At 60.4% G+C, this 20,104-nt stretch carries 18 protein-coding genes and 1 pseudogene; 10 read left to right on the forward strand and 9 right to left on the reverse strand.

Going from position 1 to position 20,104, the window contains the following annotated elements:
* Positions 1-14: 14 nt before the first annotated feature.
* From OKC42_RS11330 to OKC42_RS11360, 7 genes are all read right to left on the reverse strand, one after another.
* Positions 15-860 carry an ABC transporter permease subunit gene (locus OKC42_RS11330; protein WP_374759803.1) on the reverse strand — a complete coding sequence of 282 codons (846 nt, stop codon included), beginning with the start codon at positions 858-860 and terminating at the stop codon, positions 15-17.
* On the reverse strand, positions 857-1,762 hold the full coding sequence (locus OKC42_RS11335) for an ABC transporter permease subunit (RefSeq protein WP_005340703.1): 906 nt from the start codon (positions 1,760-1,762) through the stop codon (positions 857-859). Before OKC42_RS11335 ends, OKC42_RS11330 begins: the two co-directional genes overlap by 4 nt.
* Positions 1,759-2,913 (reverse strand): polyamine ABC transporter ATP-binding protein, encoded by a 1,155-nt coding sequence (potA, locus tag OKC42_RS11340; protein ID WP_005340704.1) that lies wholly within the window; start codon positions 2,911-2,913, stop codon positions 1,759-1,761. Before potA ends, OKC42_RS11335 begins: the two co-directional genes overlap by 4 nt.
* 78 nt (positions 2,914-2,991) lie before the next feature.
* Complete coding sequence (locus tag OKC42_RS11345; protein WP_005355476.1) at positions 2,992-4,077, reverse strand: polyamine ABC transporter substrate-binding protein; 1,086 nt, start codon at positions 4,075-4,077, stop codon at positions 2,992-2,994.
* 119 nt (positions 4,078-4,196) lie between these two features.
* Positions 4,197-5,294 (reverse strand): extracellular solute-binding protein, encoded by a 1,098-nt coding sequence (locus tag OKC42_RS11350; protein ID WP_005340709.1) that lies wholly within the window; start codon positions 5,292-5,294, stop codon positions 4,197-4,199.
* A 53-nt stretch (positions 5,295-5,347) separates the two neighbouring features.
* Positions 5,348-6,709 carry an aspartate aminotransferase family protein gene (locus OKC42_RS11355; RefSeq protein ID WP_270819706.1) on the reverse strand — a complete coding sequence of 454 codons (1,362 nt, stop codon included), beginning with the start codon at positions 6,707-6,709 and terminating at the stop codon, positions 5,348-5,350.
* 276 nt (positions 6,710-6,985) lie between these two features.
* A complete protein-coding gene (locus OKC42_RS11360; RefSeq protein WP_088868211.1) occupies positions 6,986-8,317 on the reverse strand; it encodes a glutamine synthetase family protein in 1,332 nt (443 codons plus the stop codon).
* Positions 8,318-8,796: 479 nt separating this feature from the next.
* On the opposite strand from OKC42_RS11360, the gene OKC42_RS11365 reads away from it, so the two are divergent.
* The 9 genes and pseudogenes from OKC42_RS11365 (at position 8,797) to malZ (ending at position 16,873) form a co-directional block, all read left to right on the forward strand.
* On the forward strand, positions 8,797-9,183 hold the full coding sequence (locus OKC42_RS11365; RefSeq protein ID WP_005356952.1) for a TraR/DksA family transcriptional regulator: 387 nt from the start codon (positions 8,797-8,799) through the stop codon (positions 9,181-9,183).
* Positions 9,184-9,330: 147 nt separating this feature from the next.
* The gene (locus tag OKC42_RS11370) at positions 9,331-10,188 is read left to right on the forward strand and encodes a hypothetical protein (RefSeq protein ID WP_270819709.1); all 858 of its coding nucleotides are present in this window, start codon (positions 9,331-9,333) and stop codon (positions 10,186-10,188) included.
* 61 nt (positions 10,189-10,249) lie between these two features.
* A pseudogene (locus OKC42_RS11375) lies at positions 10,250-10,498 on the forward strand (Mpo1-like protein).
* A 26-nt stretch (positions 10,499-10,524) separates the two neighbouring features.
* Positions 10,525-11,019, forward strand: a complete 495-nt coding sequence (locus OKC42_RS11380; RefSeq protein ID WP_005355485.1) for a CreA family protein — start codon at positions 10,525-10,527, stop codon at positions 11,017-11,019.
* Between the two features lie 74 nt (positions 11,020-11,093).
* Positions 11,094-12,083, forward strand: coding sequence for a 2-hydroxyacid dehydrogenase (locus OKC42_RS11385; protein WP_005340720.1), 990 nt, complete (start codon positions 11,094-11,096; stop codon positions 12,081-12,083).
* A gap of 92 nt (positions 12,084-12,175) precedes the next feature.
* Complete coding sequence (gene yegD, locus OKC42_RS11390) at positions 12,176-13,537, forward strand: molecular chaperone (protein WP_064339148.1); 1,362 nt, start codon at positions 12,176-12,178, stop codon at positions 13,535-13,537.
* Between the two features lie 165 nt (positions 13,538-13,702).
* Positions 13,703-14,119 (forward strand): META domain-containing protein, encoded by a 417-nt coding sequence (locus OKC42_RS11395; RefSeq protein ID WP_005340725.1) that lies wholly within the window; start codon positions 13,703-13,705, stop codon positions 14,117-14,119.
* An 88-nt stretch (positions 14,120-14,207) separates the two neighbouring features.
* A complete protein-coding gene (locus OKC42_RS11400) occupies positions 14,208-15,038 on the forward strand; it encodes an HDOD domain-containing protein (protein ID WP_005355498.1) in 831 nt (276 codons plus the stop codon).
* 5 nt (positions 15,039-15,043) lie between these two features.
* Complete coding sequence (malZ, locus tag OKC42_RS11405) at positions 15,044-16,873, forward strand: maltodextrin glucosidase (RefSeq protein ID WP_270819712.1); 1,830 nt, start codon at positions 15,044-15,046, stop codon at positions 16,871-16,873.
* 99 nt (positions 16,874-16,972) lie between these two features.
* Here the strand turns inward: malZ and OKC42_RS11410 are convergent, their stop codons facing one another.
* Both OKC42_RS11410 and OKC42_RS11415 read right to left on the reverse strand, forming a co-directional pair.
* Positions 16,973-17,506 (reverse strand): ATP--cob(I)alamin adenosyltransferase, encoded by a 534-nt coding sequence (locus OKC42_RS11410; protein ID WP_267512751.1) that lies wholly within the window; start codon positions 17,504-17,506, stop codon positions 16,973-16,975.
* An 89-nt stretch (positions 17,507-17,595) separates the two neighbouring features.
* Positions 17,596-18,738 carry a DUF5610 domain-containing protein gene (locus tag OKC42_RS11415; RefSeq protein ID WP_270819716.1) on the reverse strand — a complete coding sequence of 381 codons (1,143 nt, stop codon included), beginning with the start codon at positions 18,736-18,738 and terminating at the stop codon, positions 17,596-17,598.
* A 170-nt stretch (positions 18,739-18,908) separates the two neighbouring features.
* On the opposite strand from OKC42_RS11415, the gene trmA reads away from it, so the two are divergent.
* Positions 18,909-20,042, forward strand: coding sequence for a tRNA (uridine(54)-C5)-methyltransferase TrmA (trmA, locus tag OKC42_RS11420; protein WP_005340735.1), 1,134 nt, complete (start codon positions 18,909-18,911; stop codon positions 20,040-20,042).
* Positions 20,043-20,104 lie beyond the last annotated feature (62 nt).

Consider the following 20,104-nt stretch of genomic DNA (forward strand, 5'->3'; position numbering starts at 1 on the left):
ATCTTATCATGGCGTCAGACGACGGCCTGCATCTGGGTGGTCATGGCGATCTCGGCACGACGGCGCTTCTCCGCCCTGGCCATCAGATACCAGCTGCCGAAGGTAAAGAGCGATACCGACAGCAGGATCAGGCTGGCCACCGCGTTGATCTCGGGTTTCACCCCGAGCCGTACCGCCGAGAAGACCTCCATCGGCAAGGTAGTGGAGCCCGGGCCGGAGACGAAGCTAGCCAGCACCAGATCATCCAGCGACAGGGCGAACGACATCATGCCGCCTGCCGCCAGCGAGGGGGCGATCATCGGGATGGTGATCAGGAAGAACACCTTCCACGGCTTGGCGCCAAGATCCATCGCCGCCTCCTCAATGGAGAGATCCAGTTCCCGCAAGCGCGCCGACACCACGATCGCCACGTAGGCGGTACAGAAGGTGGTGTGGGCGATCCAGATGGTCAGCATGCCCCGCTCGGCGGGCCAGCCCACCAGCTGGGCCATCGCCACGAACAGCAACAGCAGCGACAGACCGGTGATCACCTCGGGCATCACCAGCGGTGCCGTCACCATGCCGCCGAACAGGGTGCGACCACGGAAATGGGGAATTCGGGTCAGCACGAAGGCTGCCACCGTCCCCAGCGCCACCGCGGCGATCGCGGTGTAGAAGGCGATCTCCAGCGAGCGGAACACAGACCCGATCAGCTGCTTGTTATCGAGCAGGCCGAAATACCACTTGAGCGACCACCCGCCCCACACCGTCACCAGCTTGGAGGCGTTGAAGGAGTAGATCACCATGATAACCATGGGCAGGTAGATAAACAGCAGCCCCAGCCAGAGCATCAGTTTGGCAAAACCGAAACGTCTCATCATGCCTTGCCCTCCAGCTCTTTGGCCTGGTTACGGTTGAAGAGGATGATCGGAATGATCAGCACCGCCAGCATCACCACCGCAAGCGCAGAGGCAACCGGCCAGTCGCGGTTGTTGAAGAACTCCTGCCACAGCACCTTGCCGATCATCAGGGTCTCCGGGCCGCCCAGCATTTCCGGAATAACGAACTCTCCCACCACCGGAATGAACACCAGCATGCAGCCGGCGATGATGCCGTTCTTGGAGAGCGGCACCGTGATCTGCCAGAAGCGGGTCAGGTTGCGGGCCCCCAGGTCGGAGGCCGCCTCCAGCAGGCTCTGATCGTGTTTGACCAGATTGGCGTAGAGCGGCAGCACCATGAAGGGCAGGTAGGAGTAAACGATGCCGATATAGACCGCCAGGTTGGTATTGAGGATCTGCAGCGGCTCGTCGATCACCCCGATCCCCAGCAAGACGCTGTTGAGCAGGCCGTTGTTACTGAGGATCCCCATCCACGCATAGACCCGGATCAGAATGGCGGTCCAGGTCGGCATCATGATCAGCAGCAGCAGAACTGTCTGGGTCTCCTTGTTGGCCCGGGCGATGGAGTAGGCCATCGGATAGCCAATCAGCAGGCAGAGCAAAGTGCTGACGAAGGCCATCTTGAGGGAGCCCAGATAGGCCGCGATATAGAGCTCATCCTCCTGCAGCAGCAGGTAGTTGCCCATATTGAGCAGTATGGTGAGCTGATTGTCGGCCCAGCTCACCACGTCGGTGTAGGGCGGGATCGCCACATCCGCTTCCGCAAAACTGATCTTCACCACGATGACGAAGGGCAGCAGGAAGAAGAGGAACAGCCAGAAGAAGGGGATGCCAATCACCAGTCGGCGCCCCCCGACCCGCTTCAGTCGTTGCAAGAACTTCATGATTGCAGCACCACGCCGCTGTCATCTTCCCAGTAGAGGAACACCTGGTCATCCCAGGTTGGCCGCTTGCCGTGGCGTTCGGCATTGGCGATGAAAGCCTGAACGATTTTGCCCGAGGGCAGCTGGATGTGATAAACCGAGTGACCGCCCAGATAGGCGATGTCATAGACCTCACCCTTGGTCCAGTTGAAGTCCGGGTGCTCGATCTCCTCCGGTTTTTGCAGACTCATCAGCAGTTTTTCCGGCCGCAGGGCGTAGGTCACCTTCTTGTTCTCGGCGCGGGAGCTGATGCCGTGGCCCACATAGATGGGCTGCTCCAGATCGGCGCAGGCGATGGTGGCGTGGTCCTGCTCATCCTCCACCAGCAGGCCGTCAAACAGGTTGACGTTGCCGATGAACTCGCACACCAGCCGACTGGCCGGAGTCTCGTAGATATCCATCGGGCTGCCGATCTGCTCGATGCAGCCGAGGTGCATGATGGCGATCCGCTCCGCCATAGTCATGGCCTCTTCCTGATCGTGGGTCACCATGACGCAGGTAACCCCGACCCGCTCGATGATCTCAACCAGCTCCAGTTGCATCTTGGAACGCAGCTTCTTGTCGAGCGCCCCCATGGGTTCATCCAGCAGCAGCAACTTGGGACGCTTGGCTAGCGAGCGAGCCAACGCCACCCGCTGACGCTGGCCACCGGAGAGCTGATGCGGTTTGCGGCGGGCATACTGGGTCATCTGCACCAGCTTGAGCATCTCCTCCACCCGGGCATCGATCTCGGCCTTGGGCAGGCCATCCTGCTTGAGGCCAAAGGCGATGTTCTGGGCCACCGTCATATGGGGGAACAGGGCGTAGGACTGGAACATCATGTTGATGGGGCGTTCATAGGGGGGCATGTCGGTGATGTCGACCCCGTCGAGGAACAGCCGCCCCTCGGTCGGGCGCTCGAAACCGGCCAGCATCCGCAGCAGGGTCGATTTGCCGGAACCGGACCCGCCGAGCAGGGCGAAAATCTCCCCCTTGTGAATATTGAGAGATACGTTATCGACCGCCAGCGTTTCGTCGAACTGCTTGCTTACCCGATCAATTTTCACCAGCACTTCTTTGCGCTGCTGACTGCCCTCGAGGGCTTTCTTGTAGGCACTGGAGGCTATCGCCATTACCAAACTCCCCAACGTGATACCGGCCTTGCGGCCGATCCATAAAAGCGATTTGGCGCCCCCGAACGGGCACCAAGGTTAGGTACCGGACTTGATCTTGGTCCAACTCCGGGTGATTAGACGCTGTACCGAGCGGGGATGTGCTTCCTGCACATAGAGTCGCTCCAGCACGGCCTGAGGGGGATATACCTCCTCATTGTTGCGCACCGCCTCATCCATAAACTCGCCCGCCCTTGAGTTGGGATTCGCGTAGCCCACATAGTCGCTGACCTTGGCGATCACTTCGGGCTGCAGGACGTAGTTGATGAGGGCGTGCGCCTCTTTGACATTGGTGGCATCGGACGGGATCGCCATCATGTCGAACCAGAGATTGCCCCCCTCTTTCGGAATGCTGTAGGCAATTTTCACCCCCTTGCCAGCTTCATCGGCGCGGGCAGCGGCTTGCAGGATGTCGCCGGAAAAACCGGCTGCCACGCAGATGTCGCCATTGGCGAGATCGCCGATGTATTTGGAGGAGTGGAAGTAGGCCACATAGGGCCGCACCTTGAGCAGCAGCGCCTCGGCCTGCTTGATATCCCCCGTCGCATGACTGTTGGGATCGAGTCCGAGGTAGTTGAGGGCAGCAGGGATCATCTCGTCGGCAGAGTCGAGGAAGGCGACGCCGCAGCGAGAGAGTTTCGCCATGTTTTCCGGTTCGAAGATGGTGGCCCAGGAGTCAATCTTGTCGACCCCCAGCACCGCCTTGATTTTGTCGACGTTGTAGCCGATGCCGTTGGTCCCCCACAGATAGGGCACCGCGTACTGATGACCCGGATCCACCTTGTCGAGCTGCTTGAGCAGCACGGGATCCAGGTTGGCCAGATTGGGCAACAGGGATTTATCCAGTTTCTGGAAGGCTCCCGCCTTGATCTGCTTGGCCAGGAAATTATTGGAGGGCACCACCAGATCGTAACCGGTCCGCCCCGTCAGCAACTTGCCTTCCAGGGTCTCGTTGGAGTCAAACACGTCATAGACGGTCTTGATCCCGGTCGCCTGCTGGAAATCGCTGAGGGTGGTCTCGCCGATATAGTCAGACCAGTTGTAGAAGTGCAGCACAGGGGCAGCCTGGGCCACATTCGCCAATCCCATGGTCAGCGCTATGGTTAGCAATCTGGTTGTATTCACGGTGTCAGTTCTCCTGTTTCAGTGGTTGACCGTCTGCGCATCCATTCGCGCGGCCCATCCGGATGGATGGCATCACTACCCTCCCGGCCGAACTGCGGACCGGGAGGGGCATTCGTTACTTACTTGCCGGACTTGATCTTGGTCCAGCTGCGGGTCATCAGACGCTGCACCTTAGCCGGCAGATCCGGGAAGGTGTAGATCTTCTGCAGGGTCGCCGCATCAGGGTAGATACCCGGATCGGTACGGATCGCCTCATCCACCAGCGGGGTCGCCGCCTTGTTGCCGTTCGGGAACTGCACCACGTTGGTGATATTGGCGATCACCTCGGGCTTCATCAGGTAGTTGATGAAGGTGTGGGCCGCCTCGACGTTCTTGGCATCCGCCGGAATGGCGATCATGTCAAAGAAGCTGCCTGCCCCCTCTTTTGGAATGGTGTAGGTGAGCGCGACGCCATTCTTGGCCTCGGCTGCCCGCGCCTTGGACTGCTGCAAGTCACCGGAGTAACCGACCGCGACGCAGAGGTTGCCGTTGGCCAGATCCGAGATGTACTTGGAGGAGTGGAAATAGGCGGTATAGGGACGGATGGAGAGGAACAGCTCCTCAGCCTTCTTCAGCTCGGCCGGTTTCTGGCTATCCGGTTTGAAGCCCAGATATTGCAGGGCCGCCGGCAGCATTTCGGTCGGTGAATCGAGGAAGGAGACGCCACACTCTTTCAACTTGGCCATGTTCTCCGGCTTGAACACCAGATCCCAGGAGTTGACCGGGGCATCGGCCCCCAGCACGGCTTTCACTTTCTCGGCGTTGTAGGCATAGCCGATGGTGCCCCACAGGTAGGGGATGGAGTACTGGTTGCCCGGATCGCTCGGCTCGAGCGCCTTGAGCAGGTCGACATCCATATTTTGCCAGTTGGAGAGCTTGGACTTGTCCAGTTTCTGGAACACGCCCGCCTTGATCTGCTTGGCCAGGAAGGGGTTGGATGGCACCACGATGTCGTAGCCCGAACTACCCGCCAGCAACTTGGCTTCCAGTACCTCGTTACTGTCGAACACGTCATAGACCACCTTGATCCCCGTCTCCTTCTGGAAGTTATCCAGGGTATCCGGCGCTATGTAGTCGCTCCAGTTGTAGACGTGCAGCACCTTCTCTTCAGCCATTGCTCCGGCACTTGCCATGACCAGAGCCACAGAGGCAGCGATCACTCCTGTTTTGAAAGACATCATCCTTGTCTCCTAAGCAAATTGTATGCGCATGCCAACCTGCCCGACCCGCCTCAACCCTTCAGCTTTGCGGCTGTCAGATCCAGACTGCGCCTGGCCAGATCGACCAATTCATCAACCTGTTCCTCGGTGATGACCAAGGGGGGCGATATGATCATGGTATCGCCTACCGCCCTCATCACCAAGCCATTGTTAAAGCAGAACTCCCGGCAAGTCATCCCCGCATTTGCCTGAGCCGGAAAACGCCGGTTGGTCTGCTTGTCCTCAACGATTTCCAGCGCGGCGACCAATCCTTTGCCTCGGGTTTCTCCCACCAGCGGATGATCGGCCAGCTCCGCCCAGCGGCGCTGCAAATAGGGACCGATAGTATCATGCACTCGCTTAACTATGCTCTCTTTCTGCATAAGCTGGATATTGGCCACCGCCACGGCGCAAGAGACCGGATGACCCGAGTAGGTGAAGCCGTGGTTGAACTCCCCCCCCTCCTCCACCAGCCCCTTGGCAACCCGGTCGCTCACCATCACTGCGCCGAGCGGCAGATAACCGGAGGTGATCCCCTTGGCCAGACACATCAGGTCCGGCTTGATGCCAAACCCTTCGCTGGCAAACCAGTGGCCGGTACGGCCAAAGCCGCAGATCACCTCGTCGGCGATGAGCAAAATGCCGTAGTGATCGCAGATGCGCTGGATCTCCGGCCAGTAGCTGTCAGGCGGAATGATGACGCCGCCCGCCCCCTGGATCGGCTCGCCGATAAAGGCGGCCACCTTGTCCACCCCCAGCTCCAGAATCTTCTGCTCCAGCTGACGGGCCCGCTCCAGCCCGAACTCGTGGGCACTCATCCCCTGCCCCTCACCGAAGTGGTAGGGCTGATCGATGTGCACTATGCCGGGAATGGGCAGGCCGCCCTGGGCATGCATCCCCTTCATGCCACCCAGACTCGCCCCCGCCACGGTGGAGCCGTGATAGGCGTTGTGGCGGCTGATGATCACCTGTTTGTCAGGCTGACCCTTGCTGGCCCAGTAGTGGCGCACCATCCGCAGCACGGTATCGTTGCACTCGGAGCCGGAGCCGGTGAAGAAGACGTGGTTGAGATGGGCTGGCGTCACCTCGGCCAGCAGGGTCGCCAGCTCGATCACCGGCGGGTGAGCGGTCTGGAAGAAGAGGTTGTAGTAAGGCAACTGCTGCATCTGGCGGGTAGCGGCATCCACCAGCTCCTCGCGGCCATAGCCCATATTGACGCACCACAGGCCCGCCATGCCGTCGAGAATGCGTTTTCCCTCGGAATCCTCCAGATAGACGCCGCTGGCGTTGGTAATGATGCGCGAACCCTTCTTGTTCAGGGCCTGAAAGTCGGTAAAGGGGTGCAGGTGGTGGCTGGCATCCAGTTGTTGCCACTCACGGGTTGTCTGCTGCATTTGTTGCTCCTCGGTTCCTTCGATTTAGCAAGATTCAGTCGTCAAATAGTCAGATGGGTCGGCACGTTCGCAGCCACAGTCACTCACGGCGTGTCTGCTGCATTCGTTACTCCCCTGCGCCTTCGATTTGGCAAGATTCAATCGTTAATCAATCCAGGTCGCAGCGCTCTTTCGGCCACAACCACTCACAGGTGGCAGCCGCCACCTGACTCGCGTTCCGGTCTCTTCGATACAGGGACCGGGGAGGCCGACTCCGGCCTCCCCGTTACAGAGGGATCAGACGTTCAGCAGCAGGAACTCCCGCTCCCAGCGACTGATCACCCCGAAGTAGGTCTCGTACTCTTTGCGTTTAACCGCGACGAAGGCGCGGGTGAAGCGCTCCCCCAGCATCTCCTTGATGGGCTCGCACTGTTCGAGATGGCTGAGTGCCTCCTCCAGCGAGCGGGGCAGGCTGTAGGGCAGGTCATAGGCGCTCGACTTCATCTCCGGCAGCGGCTCCAGCTTCTCCATCATGCCGAGGTAGCCACAGGCCAGAGTGGCGGCCAGCGCCAGATAGGGGTTGGCATCGGCACCGGCGAAGCGGTTCTCCACCCGCCGCGCGCTCGGGTCGGAGAAGGGCACCCGCAGGCCGCAGGTGCGGTTCTCTACGCCCCATTGGACGTTGCGCGGCGCGCTCTCGCCAAAGGTGAGGCGGCGGTAAGAGTTGACGTTGGGGGCCAGCAGGGCGGTCACCGCAGGGGTATATTTCTGCAGACCGGCGATGAAGTGCATGAACTGTTCGCTGTTGCCGCCGCTCGGGGTACCGAACAGGTTGTGGCCGTTCACATCTTCCAGACTCTGGTGGATGTGCATGGCCGACCCCGGTTCATCGCTCATCGGCTTGGCCATAAAGGTGGCATAAATGCCGTGGCGGTGAGCGGCCTCACGCATGGTGCGTTTGAACAGGAACACCTGATCCGCCAGATCGATGGCATCACCATGCAGGAAGTTGATCTCCATCTGGGCGGCGCCCGACTCGTGGATCAGGGTGTCCACTTCCAGCTCCTGCGCCTCACAGTAGTCATACATGTCTTCAAAGATGGGGTCGAACTCGTTGACCGCATCGATACTGAACGACTGGCGGGCGGTCTCAGGGCGGCCGTTGCGACCCACCGGCGGCACCAGCGGATAGTCGGGGTCCTCGTTGCGGGTGACCAGATAGAATTCCAGCTCGGGCGCCACCACCGGCTTCCAGCCCTGCTTCTCGTAAAATGACAGAACCCGACGCAGCACGGAGCGCGGCGCGATGTCGATCAGCTTGCCGTTGACGTCGAAACAGTCGTGGATCACCTGTGCAGTGGGCTCCAGCGCCCAGGGGACAAAACGGATGGTGTTGGGGTCGGGATAGAGCTGCATGTCCCGCTCCAGCGGGTCGATCATGCTGTCGTCATCCGGATATTCGCCGGTCACCGTCTGGGTGAAAATCACCTCGGGCAGACGCATGCCCCCTTCGCGCAAAAACTTGTTGGCTGGGATGATCTTGCCCCGGGCGTTGCCGGTGAAATCCGGGAACAGGCACTCCACTTCCGTGATGCGATTGCTCTCCATCCAGCCTTTGATACTGTCCATGTTAAACCCCGACTTTACGGTTGCCATTGGCAAGGGTGTCTAATATATGGAACACCCTTGTTATAAAATTGTAATCAACATCACCATAAAAGCCCGCCATCAAGGGCAATGTCAAGCGGGCGTGTTTAAAAAACTATAAATAACGGCGCATATAATGACCAAGGCGGCACCAAATACTAAACACTCAAATCCGTACGAAGCCCCCCCTCTCATCGCTGCAAAGGCGATGCCAACAGAGGGTGAAGCGGACGCCAGATCCCGACCAATCCCCCGCAGGAACGGACCATTTTTTTGCAAGGGCGCACAATCCTTATCCTATTTGCTTTGCTTGGCTGCATTTTTTTGGTACAAGGCCCGCCCTGATTTGCACTCTCTTGCATGAAACAGGTGCAAATCGGGATACAAGGGCTTGGTCTGTAGGCAGACAGCCCCCATAAACAGGGATAATTGGGTTAGTAAACTGACTGGTAGTTAATCGTATGTGTGATTTCATGACTGAAGACCAACTGGCCTTTTACAAGGGGCAGATCGAGCGACAGATCGTCGAGCTCGAAGAGCGCCTGAACTCCCAGGCCAGCCAGGCCATCGCCACCGACACCAACGAGATGGCTGATGAAATTGACCGTGCCAGTATCGAGGAAGCCCGCCGTCTGGAGCTGAACCGCATCGAGCACGACAAGCTGCACCTGCGCAAGCTGCGGGGCGCATTGAAGCGCATCAGCGAAGGGGATTTTGGTTACTGCGAATCTTGCGGTGACGAGATCTCACTCAAGCGGCTGCATGCCCGTCCGGAATCCCGTTTCTGCGTCGAATGCCAGAGCACCAAGGAATTTAACGATACCCACGTGTTCCGTCGCGTCGCCTGATTCTTCGAAGAACCGTCACCATTCTGGTGTAACAGACGCCAGCAAGGCAGGGCACCGCGCTCAAACCTTGCACAACGCCTCGCAGCAAGATGGTGACAAGTTCTGTTAGACTCCGGACACCTTCCGGAATCTACAGGAGAACAGAGAGTGAAATGGCTCATCAAGCTGTGTTTGTGCCTGCCACTGCTGGCACAAGCACAGGTTCTGACGATCAAGGTCCCCAGCCGTCCCGTCAACAATCTTGACCAGGAGTACCAGTACAAGCTGCTGGAACTGGCCCTGACCCGCTCCGGGCAACCCTTTCGCATCCAGCCTGTCGAACTCGACCTCAACCAGTTCACCCTCCAGCAGCAGCTGAGCAAGGGCAAGATCATCAACGTCTTCTGGATGGGCACCTCCAGCGCACTCGAATCCTCCCTGATTGCCGTCCCCATTCCGCTGTTTCGCGGGCTGGAAGGATTGCGGTTGTCGTTCATCCACGCGGACGCTCAGGAGAAGTTCAACCAGATCAATACCCTGGCCGACCTCAAACAGCTTAAGGCGGCGCAAGGGGTCGGTTGGGCCGATAACAAAATTCTGGACAATGCGGGCATCCCGACCTTCTCCGGCCGATACAGCAGTCTGTTTCGCCTTATCAACGACGGCGACAAGATCGACTTCTTCCCGCGCGCCCTGGTGGAAATCTTCGCCGAGCGCAGCGAGCTGGTGGCGCAGTATCCCAACCTCGCCATCGAGCAGCACCTGCTGATCCGCTACCCCTTCGCCCAGTTCTTCTTCGTCAGCCCCGAATACCCCAAGCTGGCCAAGGCGATTCAGACCGGGCTGGAGCGGGCCTATGCCGATGGCAGTTTTATGAAGTTCTTCAATGACAACCCCAAGATCCGCGAAGCGCTCGCCAGCGCCAACCTCGATCAGCGGGTCACCATCGCACTGCCCAATCCGGATATGACCCCGTTGCTAAAATCCATGCCGGCCCAATATTGGGAGTATCCACCGCAGGGATAAACATCCCGAGCGCCTGACCATGAGGGGCGGGCAGCGAGAACACAGTGCGCCAGGGGGTGCCATGAAGGGAATCCAGGAGTGGTTTGCGCAGTAAGGCCAGAGTCATCGCCATCCGGTCAACGTCGCCATCCACAAACTGGCGGTGCCGGGCATCTATCTCTGCTCGCTGGCACTGCTCTGGATAGCCCAGTTTGTCGGCCACAAGATCGAGGGCAAGCGCCCCTCCTTCCTCGCCGACCTGCAATTTCTGCTGATAGGCCCCGCCTGGGTGCTCACCAGCCTCTATCGTCGCCTGGGCATTCCCTATTGAGGAGTGCCGGGCCAACAGGAGAGACCATGACACATAACCACACGCGACATAATGCCCTGCGCCGCGCCCTGCCCCTGCTGCTGGGGGCCCTGTTTGCCGGCCCGGCGCTGGCCGACAAGGCCGACCCGGTCGGTGAAGTGAGCACAGCCTTCAAGCTGTTTGGCCCCAACCACAAGATCCTGGTGGAGGCATTCGACGACCCGCGCATCGACGGTGTCGCCTGCTATCTGGCGCGCCCCAAGACAGGTGGCGTCAAAGGTGGGCTGGGACTGGCGGAAGATCCCTCCCACGCCTCCCTGTCGTGCCACCAGATCGGCCCCATCACCCTGCCCGAAAAGCTGAAAGCGGGGGAAGAGGTGTTCGATGTCAGCACTTCGCTGGTGTTCAAGGAGCAGAAAGTGGTGCGTTTTTACGACAAGAAACGCAATGCACTGGTTTACCTGACCTACAGCACCAAACTGGTGGATGGTTCGTACAAAAGTGCAGTCAGCGCCGTTCCCATCATGCCGTGGGGACAATAACCAGCCGGTTTGTCCGGTGATAGCTGACCCATTTTGTTGTAATTTGACGACACACACGCTGCGGAGCACATACCATGAAAGTCGCCGTATTCAGTACCAAGAGCTATGACAAAGAGCATTTCAACCAGGCCAACAGCCAGTACGGCTTCGACCTGGAGTTTTTCGATGTGCGGCTGGAGGCCAAAACGGCCCGACTGGCTCACGGCTTCCCAGTGGTGTGTCTGTTCGTCAATGACGATGCCGACCGCGAGGTATTGACCGAACTGGCTGCCAACGGCACCCAGGTGATCGCCCTGCGCTGCGCCGGTTACAACAACGTGGACCTGGCCGCGGCCAAAGAGCTGGGGCTGAAAGTGGTGCGAGTGCCCGCCTACTCCCCCGAGGCGACCGCAGAACACGCCGTCGGCATGATGATGTGCCTCAACCGCCGCATCCATAAGGCTTATCAGCGCACCCGCGACGCCAACTTCTCGCTGGAAGGGCTGGTCGGCTTCAACATGCATGGCAAGACCGTTGGCGTCATCGGTACCGGCAAGATCGGTCTGGCCGCCCTGCGCATCCTCAAGGGCTTCGGGGTTCGCCTGCTGGTGAACGATCCTTACCAGAATCCGGCAGCCATCGAGCTGGGGGCCGAGTACGTGGATCTCGATACCCTGTTCCGCCAATCCGATATCATCAGCCTGCACTGCCCGCTGTTCAAAGAGAACTACCACCTGTTGAACAAGGAGGCATTTGCCAAGATGAAGGACGGGGTGATGATCATCAACACCAGCCGTGGCGGCCTGCTCGACTCCAACGCCGCCATCGAGGCACTCAAGACCTCCCGTATCGGCGCTCTGGGGCTTGATGTCTACGAAGAGGAAGAGGATCTCTTCTTCTCCGACAAGTCCAACGAGGTGATCACCGATGACGTGTTCCGCCGCCTGTCTGCCTGCCACAACGTGCTGTTCACCGGCCATCAGGCGTTCCTGACCCGCGAGGCACTGCACGCCATCGCCGATACCACCCTCGGCAATATCCGCGCCATCGAGAGCCAGGGCCGCTGCGACAACGAAGTGGAATAAGGGCTCGCCCTCTCTTCGCCACGCGCCGGGTTGTGAGACCCGGCGCCTTCGGGTAGGCTAGCCCCCCTTTTTTATTCAGGAGTCTGGCGCCCATGTTTATCGGATTTGATTACGGCACCTCCAACTGTGCCGTGGCCGTGATGGAACAAGGTAGCCCCAGGCTGCTGAATCTTGGCGCATCCCGCTATCTCCCCTCCACCCTGCATGCCCCCCACCGGGATGCCATCGCCGGTCTGTTGGCCGAAGGGCTGGCCCCCGCCCAGCAGGCGGAGTACCTCAAGCTGCGTGGCCCCGTGGTCACCCGCGCCCAGATGGTTCGCCGCCAGATGCGCGAAGAGGGACTGATCGACGAGCTGAGCTTTGGTGGCGCTGCACTGGAGCGCTATCTGGAAGAGCCGGACGACGGCTACTACATCAAGTCACCGAAATCCTTCCTCGGTGCCTATGGCCTCAAGGCTCCCCAGATCGCCCTGTTTGAAGACATCGTCTGCGCCATGATGCTCCATGTCCGCCAGCAGGCGGAGCAGCAGCTCGGTGCCCCGATCCGCCAGGCGGTGATCGGCCGTCCGGTCAACTTCCAGGGGCTGGCGGGGGAAGAGAGCAACCAGCAAGCTATCGCCATCCTGACCGAGGCGGCCCGTCTGGCCGGTTTCGAGCAGGTGGAGTTCCTCTATGAGCCGGTGGCCGCCGGGTTTGAATTCGAGGCGCGCCTCACCGAAGACGCCGTGGTACTGGTGGTGGATATCGGCGGCGGTACCACCGACTGCTCCATGCTGCGGATGGGCCCCAGCTACCGCGATCAGCTGGATCGCAGCGGCGATCTGCTCGGCCACAGCGGCCAGCGGATCGGCGGCAACGACTTCGATATCCGCCTGACGGTGGAGGGGATGATGCCGCTGCTCGGCATGCACGAGACCCTCAAGACCGGCAAACCGCTGCCCCACCCGCTGTTCTGGGATGCGGCCGCCATCAACGACGTCAGCGCCCAGAGCCGCTTCTACAGCCTCGATACCGCCCGCCAGCTGCAGGATCTGCAGCTCGACAGCCAACCCGGCAGCAAGCTGGGGCGTCTGGCCAGCCTGCGGGCCCACAAGCTGAGCCACCAGCTGGTGTGGCGCGCCGAGCAGGGCAAGATCGCCCTCTCGGAGCAGGAACTCAATCGCCAGTCGCTGGCCGAGCTGGAAAAAGGGCTGGAAGCGGAGCTGACCCGCGAACAGCTGGCCAACGCCTCGGCCCTGCTGCTGGAGAAGATTGGCGAGCTGATGGACGAAGCGATTGCCGCCGCCGGTGTGCAGCCGGATCGCATCTTCGTCACCGGCGGTAGCGCCCGCTCGCCGCTGATCGCCAGCTTTATCCGCCAGAAGCTCCCCTCCATCCCGCTTGAGGGGGGGGATGACTTCGGCTCGGTGGCTGCGGGTCTTGCACGTTATGCCGAGCGGCTGTTCGCCAACTGAGCCCTGAGATAGCGTAAATCGATGGCAACATCACCCGTGTGTTGCCATTAAGCGACAGTCGCGCGGGACAAGGGGCGACAGAAGCGGTCGGTCGTCCCCTCTCCCGCCCTGCTCCCGACTGCCCAAAAAGGGTATTCTTGACGCTCCCCCAACCGGAGCCCCCTCATGCCCAGATTGCCCTTTTTGCTGATCCCCCTGTTACTGCTCGCTGGCTGCAGCTCGACCGCCTTTGTTCAGCAAGATCTGCAACACCACCACTGGGTACTGAGCAAACTGGATGGCGAACCGATCAAGGCCCCCCGCGACAATCCTCCCGATTTCGAGATCGGCGAGCACTTCACCGTCAACGGCATCGCCGGTTGCAACCGCTACTTCGGTCAGGGCCATCTGGAAGATGACAAACTGTGGGTCACCAGTCTGGGCAGCACCGAAATGGCCTGCATGCCGCCGCTCGACACTATCGAACAGGCCGTACTGACCACTCTTACCGAGGGGGCGACCCTGAGCGGCACCAGTCAGAACCTGATCCTGCAGGGCAAACAGCACCGTTTGGAATACACCTTGCGCGACTGGGTGTTCTAGCGCTCACAAAGCCGCATCACAAACAGGAACATGTTGTCCGGCTGTGGCACAATATGAGGCAGAGTTCGCAACGGAGGCTGCCTCAGCCATGTCGATGGATCGCCTGTTTGACAAGATCAAACAACTCCCCACTATTCCCAAGCTGCTACACGAGTTGATGCAGAGCTTCAACGACGAGAATGCCCGCATCGACGAGATTGCGGCCAAGATCGCCATGGATCAGGTGATCAGCGTCAAGGTGCTGCGGATGGCCAACTCGGCCGCCCTGCGCCGGGGCAACGAAGTGACCTCCATCGAACAGGCGGTGATCCGGCTCGGCTTCAACCGGCTGCGCTCCGTGGTGGTCGCCTCCGGCATCATCGGCACCTTCAAGGCCCCGCCCAGCTTCGACAAGAACAAGTTCTGGACCGAGACCTTCCAGGTCGCCACCATAGCCAAAACCCTGGCGCAGGAGGCCAAGGTGATGGATCCCGAGACCGCCTTCACCTGCGCTCTGATCCACAACATCGGCGAACTGCTTATCCAGAGCACCTTGCCGGAAGAGGCCGAGCTCATCAACATGGCGATCCAGAACGGCAGCAGCCGGGTCGAGGCCCAGCGGGAGATGCTGGGCTACGACTATGCCCAGCTTGGTGCCGAGCTGGCGCGGCGCTGGAACCTCTCCGAGGCCTTCGTCGATGCCATCTCCCAGCAGCTTGACCCGCTCTCCCACGATCCGGTCAGCAAGGAGGCGGTGCTGATCCGTCTGGCGGTCTTTATCTCCTTCGCCTGGAACGCGGGCGTGCCTGCCCAGGCCATCATCGCCCGCTTTCCCAAACCGCTCGCCGATCAGCTGGGACTGGATCCCAAGTCGCTGGCAGGCCAGCTCGAAACATTGCATGAACAGGGTAATGCCCTCGCCGATCTTCTGACTCAATAAGCATCATGACCCATCCGTTTCTGTTTCATCCCCAGGTGGCGCCCTGGTTCAAAGAGAGCGCCGACGCACTGCAATTGACCCTCTTTAGCGAGCTGGATGCGCCGATCCGCGAGGTGTGGCTGCGCCACGAGCCGGATAACGAGGAGTACCTGATCCCGATGACAGCGGTCTCCACCCGCGATCGGCTGCAGGTATGGCATGCGACCCTGCCGCTCATCAAGGGACAGGATATCCACCTCTACAGCTTCAAGTGCCTCACCGACGAGGAGCAGTGGTGGCTGCACGGGGCGGGCGTCAGCGCGTCCATGCCGCCACGGGAGCAACATTTTCGCTTCAACAGCCTGCACCAGCCACCGGCCTGGGTGCAGGATCAGGTGTTCTACCAGATCTTCCCCGACCGTTTCTGCAACGGCGATCCGTCGCTGAGCGTCAAGCATCACGAGTACGAATATCGCGGCAAAGCGGTGATCAGCAAGGCGTGGGGCGAACCGGTCAGTCGCCACGAAGAGGGCCACGGCGCCTGCGAGTTTTACGGTGGCGATCTGGCGGGCATCGATGCCAAGCTGCACTATCTGCAATCTCTCGGGGTGACGGCGCTCTACCTCAACCCCATCTTCGATTCCCCGAGCAACCACAAGTACGACACCCAGGACTACTTCAAGGTGGATGCCCACCTCGGCAGCAACGAACAGTTCGCCGAGCTGACCCGCAACCTGCACCAGCGCGGCATGAAGATCATCCTCGATGCGGTGGTCAACCACACCTCTACCGAGCATCCCTGGTTCTGCCCGCCACTGGGAGCCCAGAGCAACCCGGACTCCCCGTGGCGCAGCTTCTACACCTTTGATAAAGAAGGGGATTACGTCAGCTGGAAGGGCATTCGCAGCCTGCCCAAGCTCGACTTCTCCTGCGAGAAGGTGCAAGACGCCGTCTATCGGGCCGACGACGCCATCCTCCGTTACTGGATGCGCGCCCCCTACCAGATCGATGGCTGGCGCTTTGACGTCATCCACATGCTGGGGGAGCGAGGCACCGCCGAGGGCAATCGCAGCCATGTGCGCGCCATTCGCGGCGCGGTGAAGCAGGAGAACCCGGACGCCTATGTGCTGGGTGAGCACTTCTTCGAGGCGAGCCAGTGGCTGCAAGGGGATCAGGAGGATGGCGCCATGAACTACTACGGCTTCGCCCATCCGATCCGCGCCTTCCTGGCGGGGCAGGATATCGCCTACCACCCCATCAAGATCAGCGCCGAAGAGCTGGATCGCTGGCTCAAACTGGCGCGGGCCCACATTCCGTTCAAGAACCAGCTGGCCCAGTTCAACCTGCTGGACAGCCACGATACCGCCCGCTTCCTCCATCTGCTGGGAGAGGACAAACAGCGGATGCAGCTGGCCGCCACCCTGCTGCTCACCTATATCGGTGTGCCGTCCATCTACTATGGCGATGAAGTGGGGCTCTCCGGCGGCAACGACCCGGACTGCCGCCGCTGCTTCCCGTGGGATACCACAGACTGGGATCACGTGCTGCACGACCACTATCGCCGGCTGATCCAGATCCGCCGCCAGCGCCCCTCCCTGCGCCGCGGCGATATCCAGACCCTCTACGCCGGGCCCCACAGCTATGTGTTCGCCCGTACCCTGCAAAGCGATCAGGTGGTGGTGGCCTGCAACCGCCATCCGAGTGAGCCGCGCACCATCAGCCTGCCCCTGTGGCAAACCGCGAGCCCCGCCAGCCGCTTCACCGACGCCTTCAACGGCGAGAAGTTTGAAGTGGTGCAGGGCGAGGTACAGCTCACCATCCCGGCCAACTCGGCGAGAGTGCTGATCTCCAGCTGAGCGGGCAACTGACGCGCTGAAAAACAAAACCGGAGCCCAAGGCTCCGGTTTTTTATTCCGTTCAATCCACCATGACGCCTGGTCCCTAACCAGCCGCCATCAGTAGTTGATGCTGACGTAGGGCACTTCCGGCACCTGCCAGCGCTGCTTGAGGTAGACGGTGAGCACGAAGAAGAAGTTGGCCAGCAGGTTGGCGAAGCGATAGAGAACGGGATCGAAGGCCACCTCGCTCTCTTCCAGCCTGACCAGCAGCCGCACCACCTTCTTGCTGCCGCAGCGGCACAGATGGAGGGTTGGAATGGGCTGCGGCCCCTGTGGCAGCACAAAACCGGTGACGCTGCCGCGACTCGCCTCGTTGTAGTGGTCGTAACGAGCCTTGAGCCACTCAAGGTCTGCATCGAAGATCCCCAGCTTGCCGCGTACCGAGCCGTTTAGGTTGTAGATAAGTCGCTGCAACGCCGCGAGATCCGCCAGCATGGGCTCGGTATCGGCATCCGGCGCAAGGTATGACAGCACGGCCCCGACCTGACAGCAGAGCTCGTCGGTGGCGATTTCAAAATCACATTTGAGCGAGGTTTCGAAGATAAAGGGGTAGCAGAGCTCGCGCTTGTCTCTTGGCTTCTTGGGGTTCATGGGGCAACCGGATTGGAGAAAAGGCCAGTTTGCCAGCCCCGGGAAGGGCTGGCAAACGGCAGCTAATTACTTGCGTTACGCGCTGTGGCTCAGGCGTTCTTACTGGCGGGCTCGGTGGATGGCTGGAACTGGTTGATCATCCGCAGCGCCTCCAGCATCCGCTGGTTGAAGCTGGTGAAGCGATCGACCTGTGCCGGCTCTCCTTCCCCTCTCGCCGCCAACACGGCCGGGGTCAGCGCCTGTTGTTGGGATGGTGGCAGCAGGCTATCCGCCTGTTTCTGCACCTGATCCAGCTTCGGCAGATAGTCGGCAAACGGCTTGATCAGATCCTGCAGGGAGTGCGCCCCCTGATAGGTCTGGCTCAGCTTGACGCTCTGCTTGAGCTTGAGGGAGTAGGAGGCCAGCTGGCTGTCATCCAGTTTCAGCTCGCCCGCCTTGTCCAGCAGCTCCTCGAAGTTGCCGGAGAAGAAGTTCCCCGCCAGCTCGTCGATCCCTTTGACCAGCTTGCCGATGGACTCCATCTCGTCGCTGCTGAGATCCCCCTCCAGCGAGAAGCTGAAGCTCTGGCTCGATTTGAGGCTGAACTGGCTGCCGCTCTCGCTGCTCTGGGACTTGGTCTGCCAGCTGTCGTTGAAGCGCAGCACCACCTTGTCGCCATCCTTGGTCTGGATCTCCAGATAACCCTGCTGGCGACTGGCCATCTCGGCCTGTCCCATGTCGGTCGGAGAGACCTTGCCGAAGAACTCCTTCTCGAACTCCTCGAGCCCTTTCTGGATCAGCTTGTAGCTCTGATCGATACCGGTTTTGATATCGTCGTTGTCAGTCGCCCACTTGCCGAGCTGCTTCTTCGCCTCGTCAAAGCCCTTGTCGACCCCCTTGCGGGCCTGCTCCATCATCCCGGTCAGGTCGTCGTCAGACTTGCCATCGGCCCGCGCGGCACCGAGCCGTCCGGTCACGAACTGCAGCACGTTGTCCGCCACCGACTGGAAGTCGAACAGGGTCTCAGGGGTGATCTCCTCGGGCTCTTTCACCTTCGGAGCCTGATAGCCCTGGCCGTTGATCTCCAGCGAGAACTGCAATGCCTGCTGGATCAGCACCTGCGCCCACTTGGGCGGCCTGTGCAAGGAGACCGCCTCCTCGCTCTTGACCTGTTTCTGCTCCGCCGGTTGGGGCGATTTGGGAGAAACACCCACTCCCTTGGGTTGGGCTGCGCCCACGCCTTCGATCTGCATAATGTGTCCTCCCACCATGCCTGTAGATCAGCTATCGGCCTGACTGAACACTTCTTGACCACAAAATGCTGGACAATCTGCGGCTGGCTTTTAAAATCGGGCCCCTTTGGGTGGCCTGTTGCCTTCCCCCGATTTCGACCCGGCCCGGCCGGTGTGCATGTGAGGTATTTATGACCCAGTCCCAACAGCCTTCCGCGAACGCTCCGGCGCCTAGAACCGCGGCCGACTATCAGGCCCAACTCGACGAAAAGCGCGCTCGCCTCACCGAGCTGTTTGCCGGCTTCACCCTCCCGGCGCTGGAAGTGCACAGCTCGCCGGCGGAGTACTACCGGATGCGCGCCGAATTTCGCATCTGGCACGAAGGGGATGACCTCTTCCACTGCATGTATGCCCCGGCGACCAAAGAGATCATCAAGATAGACCACTTCCCTACCGCCAGCCGCCTCATCAACCAGTTGATGCCGCTGCTGCTGGAGGGGCTGCGCCCACACCCGGTGCTGCGCCGCAAGCTGTTCCAGATCGACTACCTCTCCACCCAGTCCGGCCAGATCATTGTCAGCCTGCTCTATCACCGCAAGCTGGAAGCAGAGTGGCAACAGGCCGCCGAAGCGCTGCAGGCCGATCTGCGCGCCAAGGGGTTCGAGCTGCAACTGATTGGCCGCGCCCACAAGCAGAAGATCTGTCTGGGGGATGACTTCGTCATCGAACAGCTCAACGTGGCGGGTCGCCAGCTCACCTACAAACAGGTGGAGAACAGCTTCACCCAGCCCAACGCCGCCATCAACGAACAGATGCTGGCCTGGGCGCTGGATGTGACCAAGGGGAGCGAAGGGGACCTGCTGGAGCTCTATTGCGGCAACGGCAACTTCTCCATCGCGCTGGCGCAGAACTTCCGCAAGGTGCTGGCCACCGAGATCGCCAAGCCGAGCGTCGACTCCGCCCAGTTCAACATTGCCGCCAACGGCGTCGACAACCTGATCATCCTGCGTATGTCGGCCGAGGAGTTCACCATGGCGATGCGTGGTGAACGGGAGTTCAACCGCCTCAAGGGGATCGATCTCAAGAGCTACCAGTGCAACACCATCTTCGTCGACCCGCCCCGCGCCGGTCTCGACGATGCTACCGTCAAGCTGGTGCAGGAGTACGACAACATCCTCTACATCTCCTGCAACCCCGAGACCCTGCAGGCCAACATGGCCGTGCTGGGCGAAACCCACGAGATCGCCCGTTTCGCCCTGTTCGACCAGTTCCCCTGGACCCATCACATGGAAGCCGGGGTCTATCTGCGCCGCAAGGCCGGTTGATTCAGGCAGACAGGAAAACAACAACAGGGCCGGATGGCCCTGTTTTGTTATTGACTGAACAT

Origin of the sequence: Aeromonas sp. Y311-2 (assembly GCF_027706025.1) — a bacterium.
GTDB classification, from domain to species: Bacteria; Pseudomonadota; Gammaproteobacteria; order Enterobacterales; family Aeromonadaceae; genus Aeromonas; species Aeromonas veronii.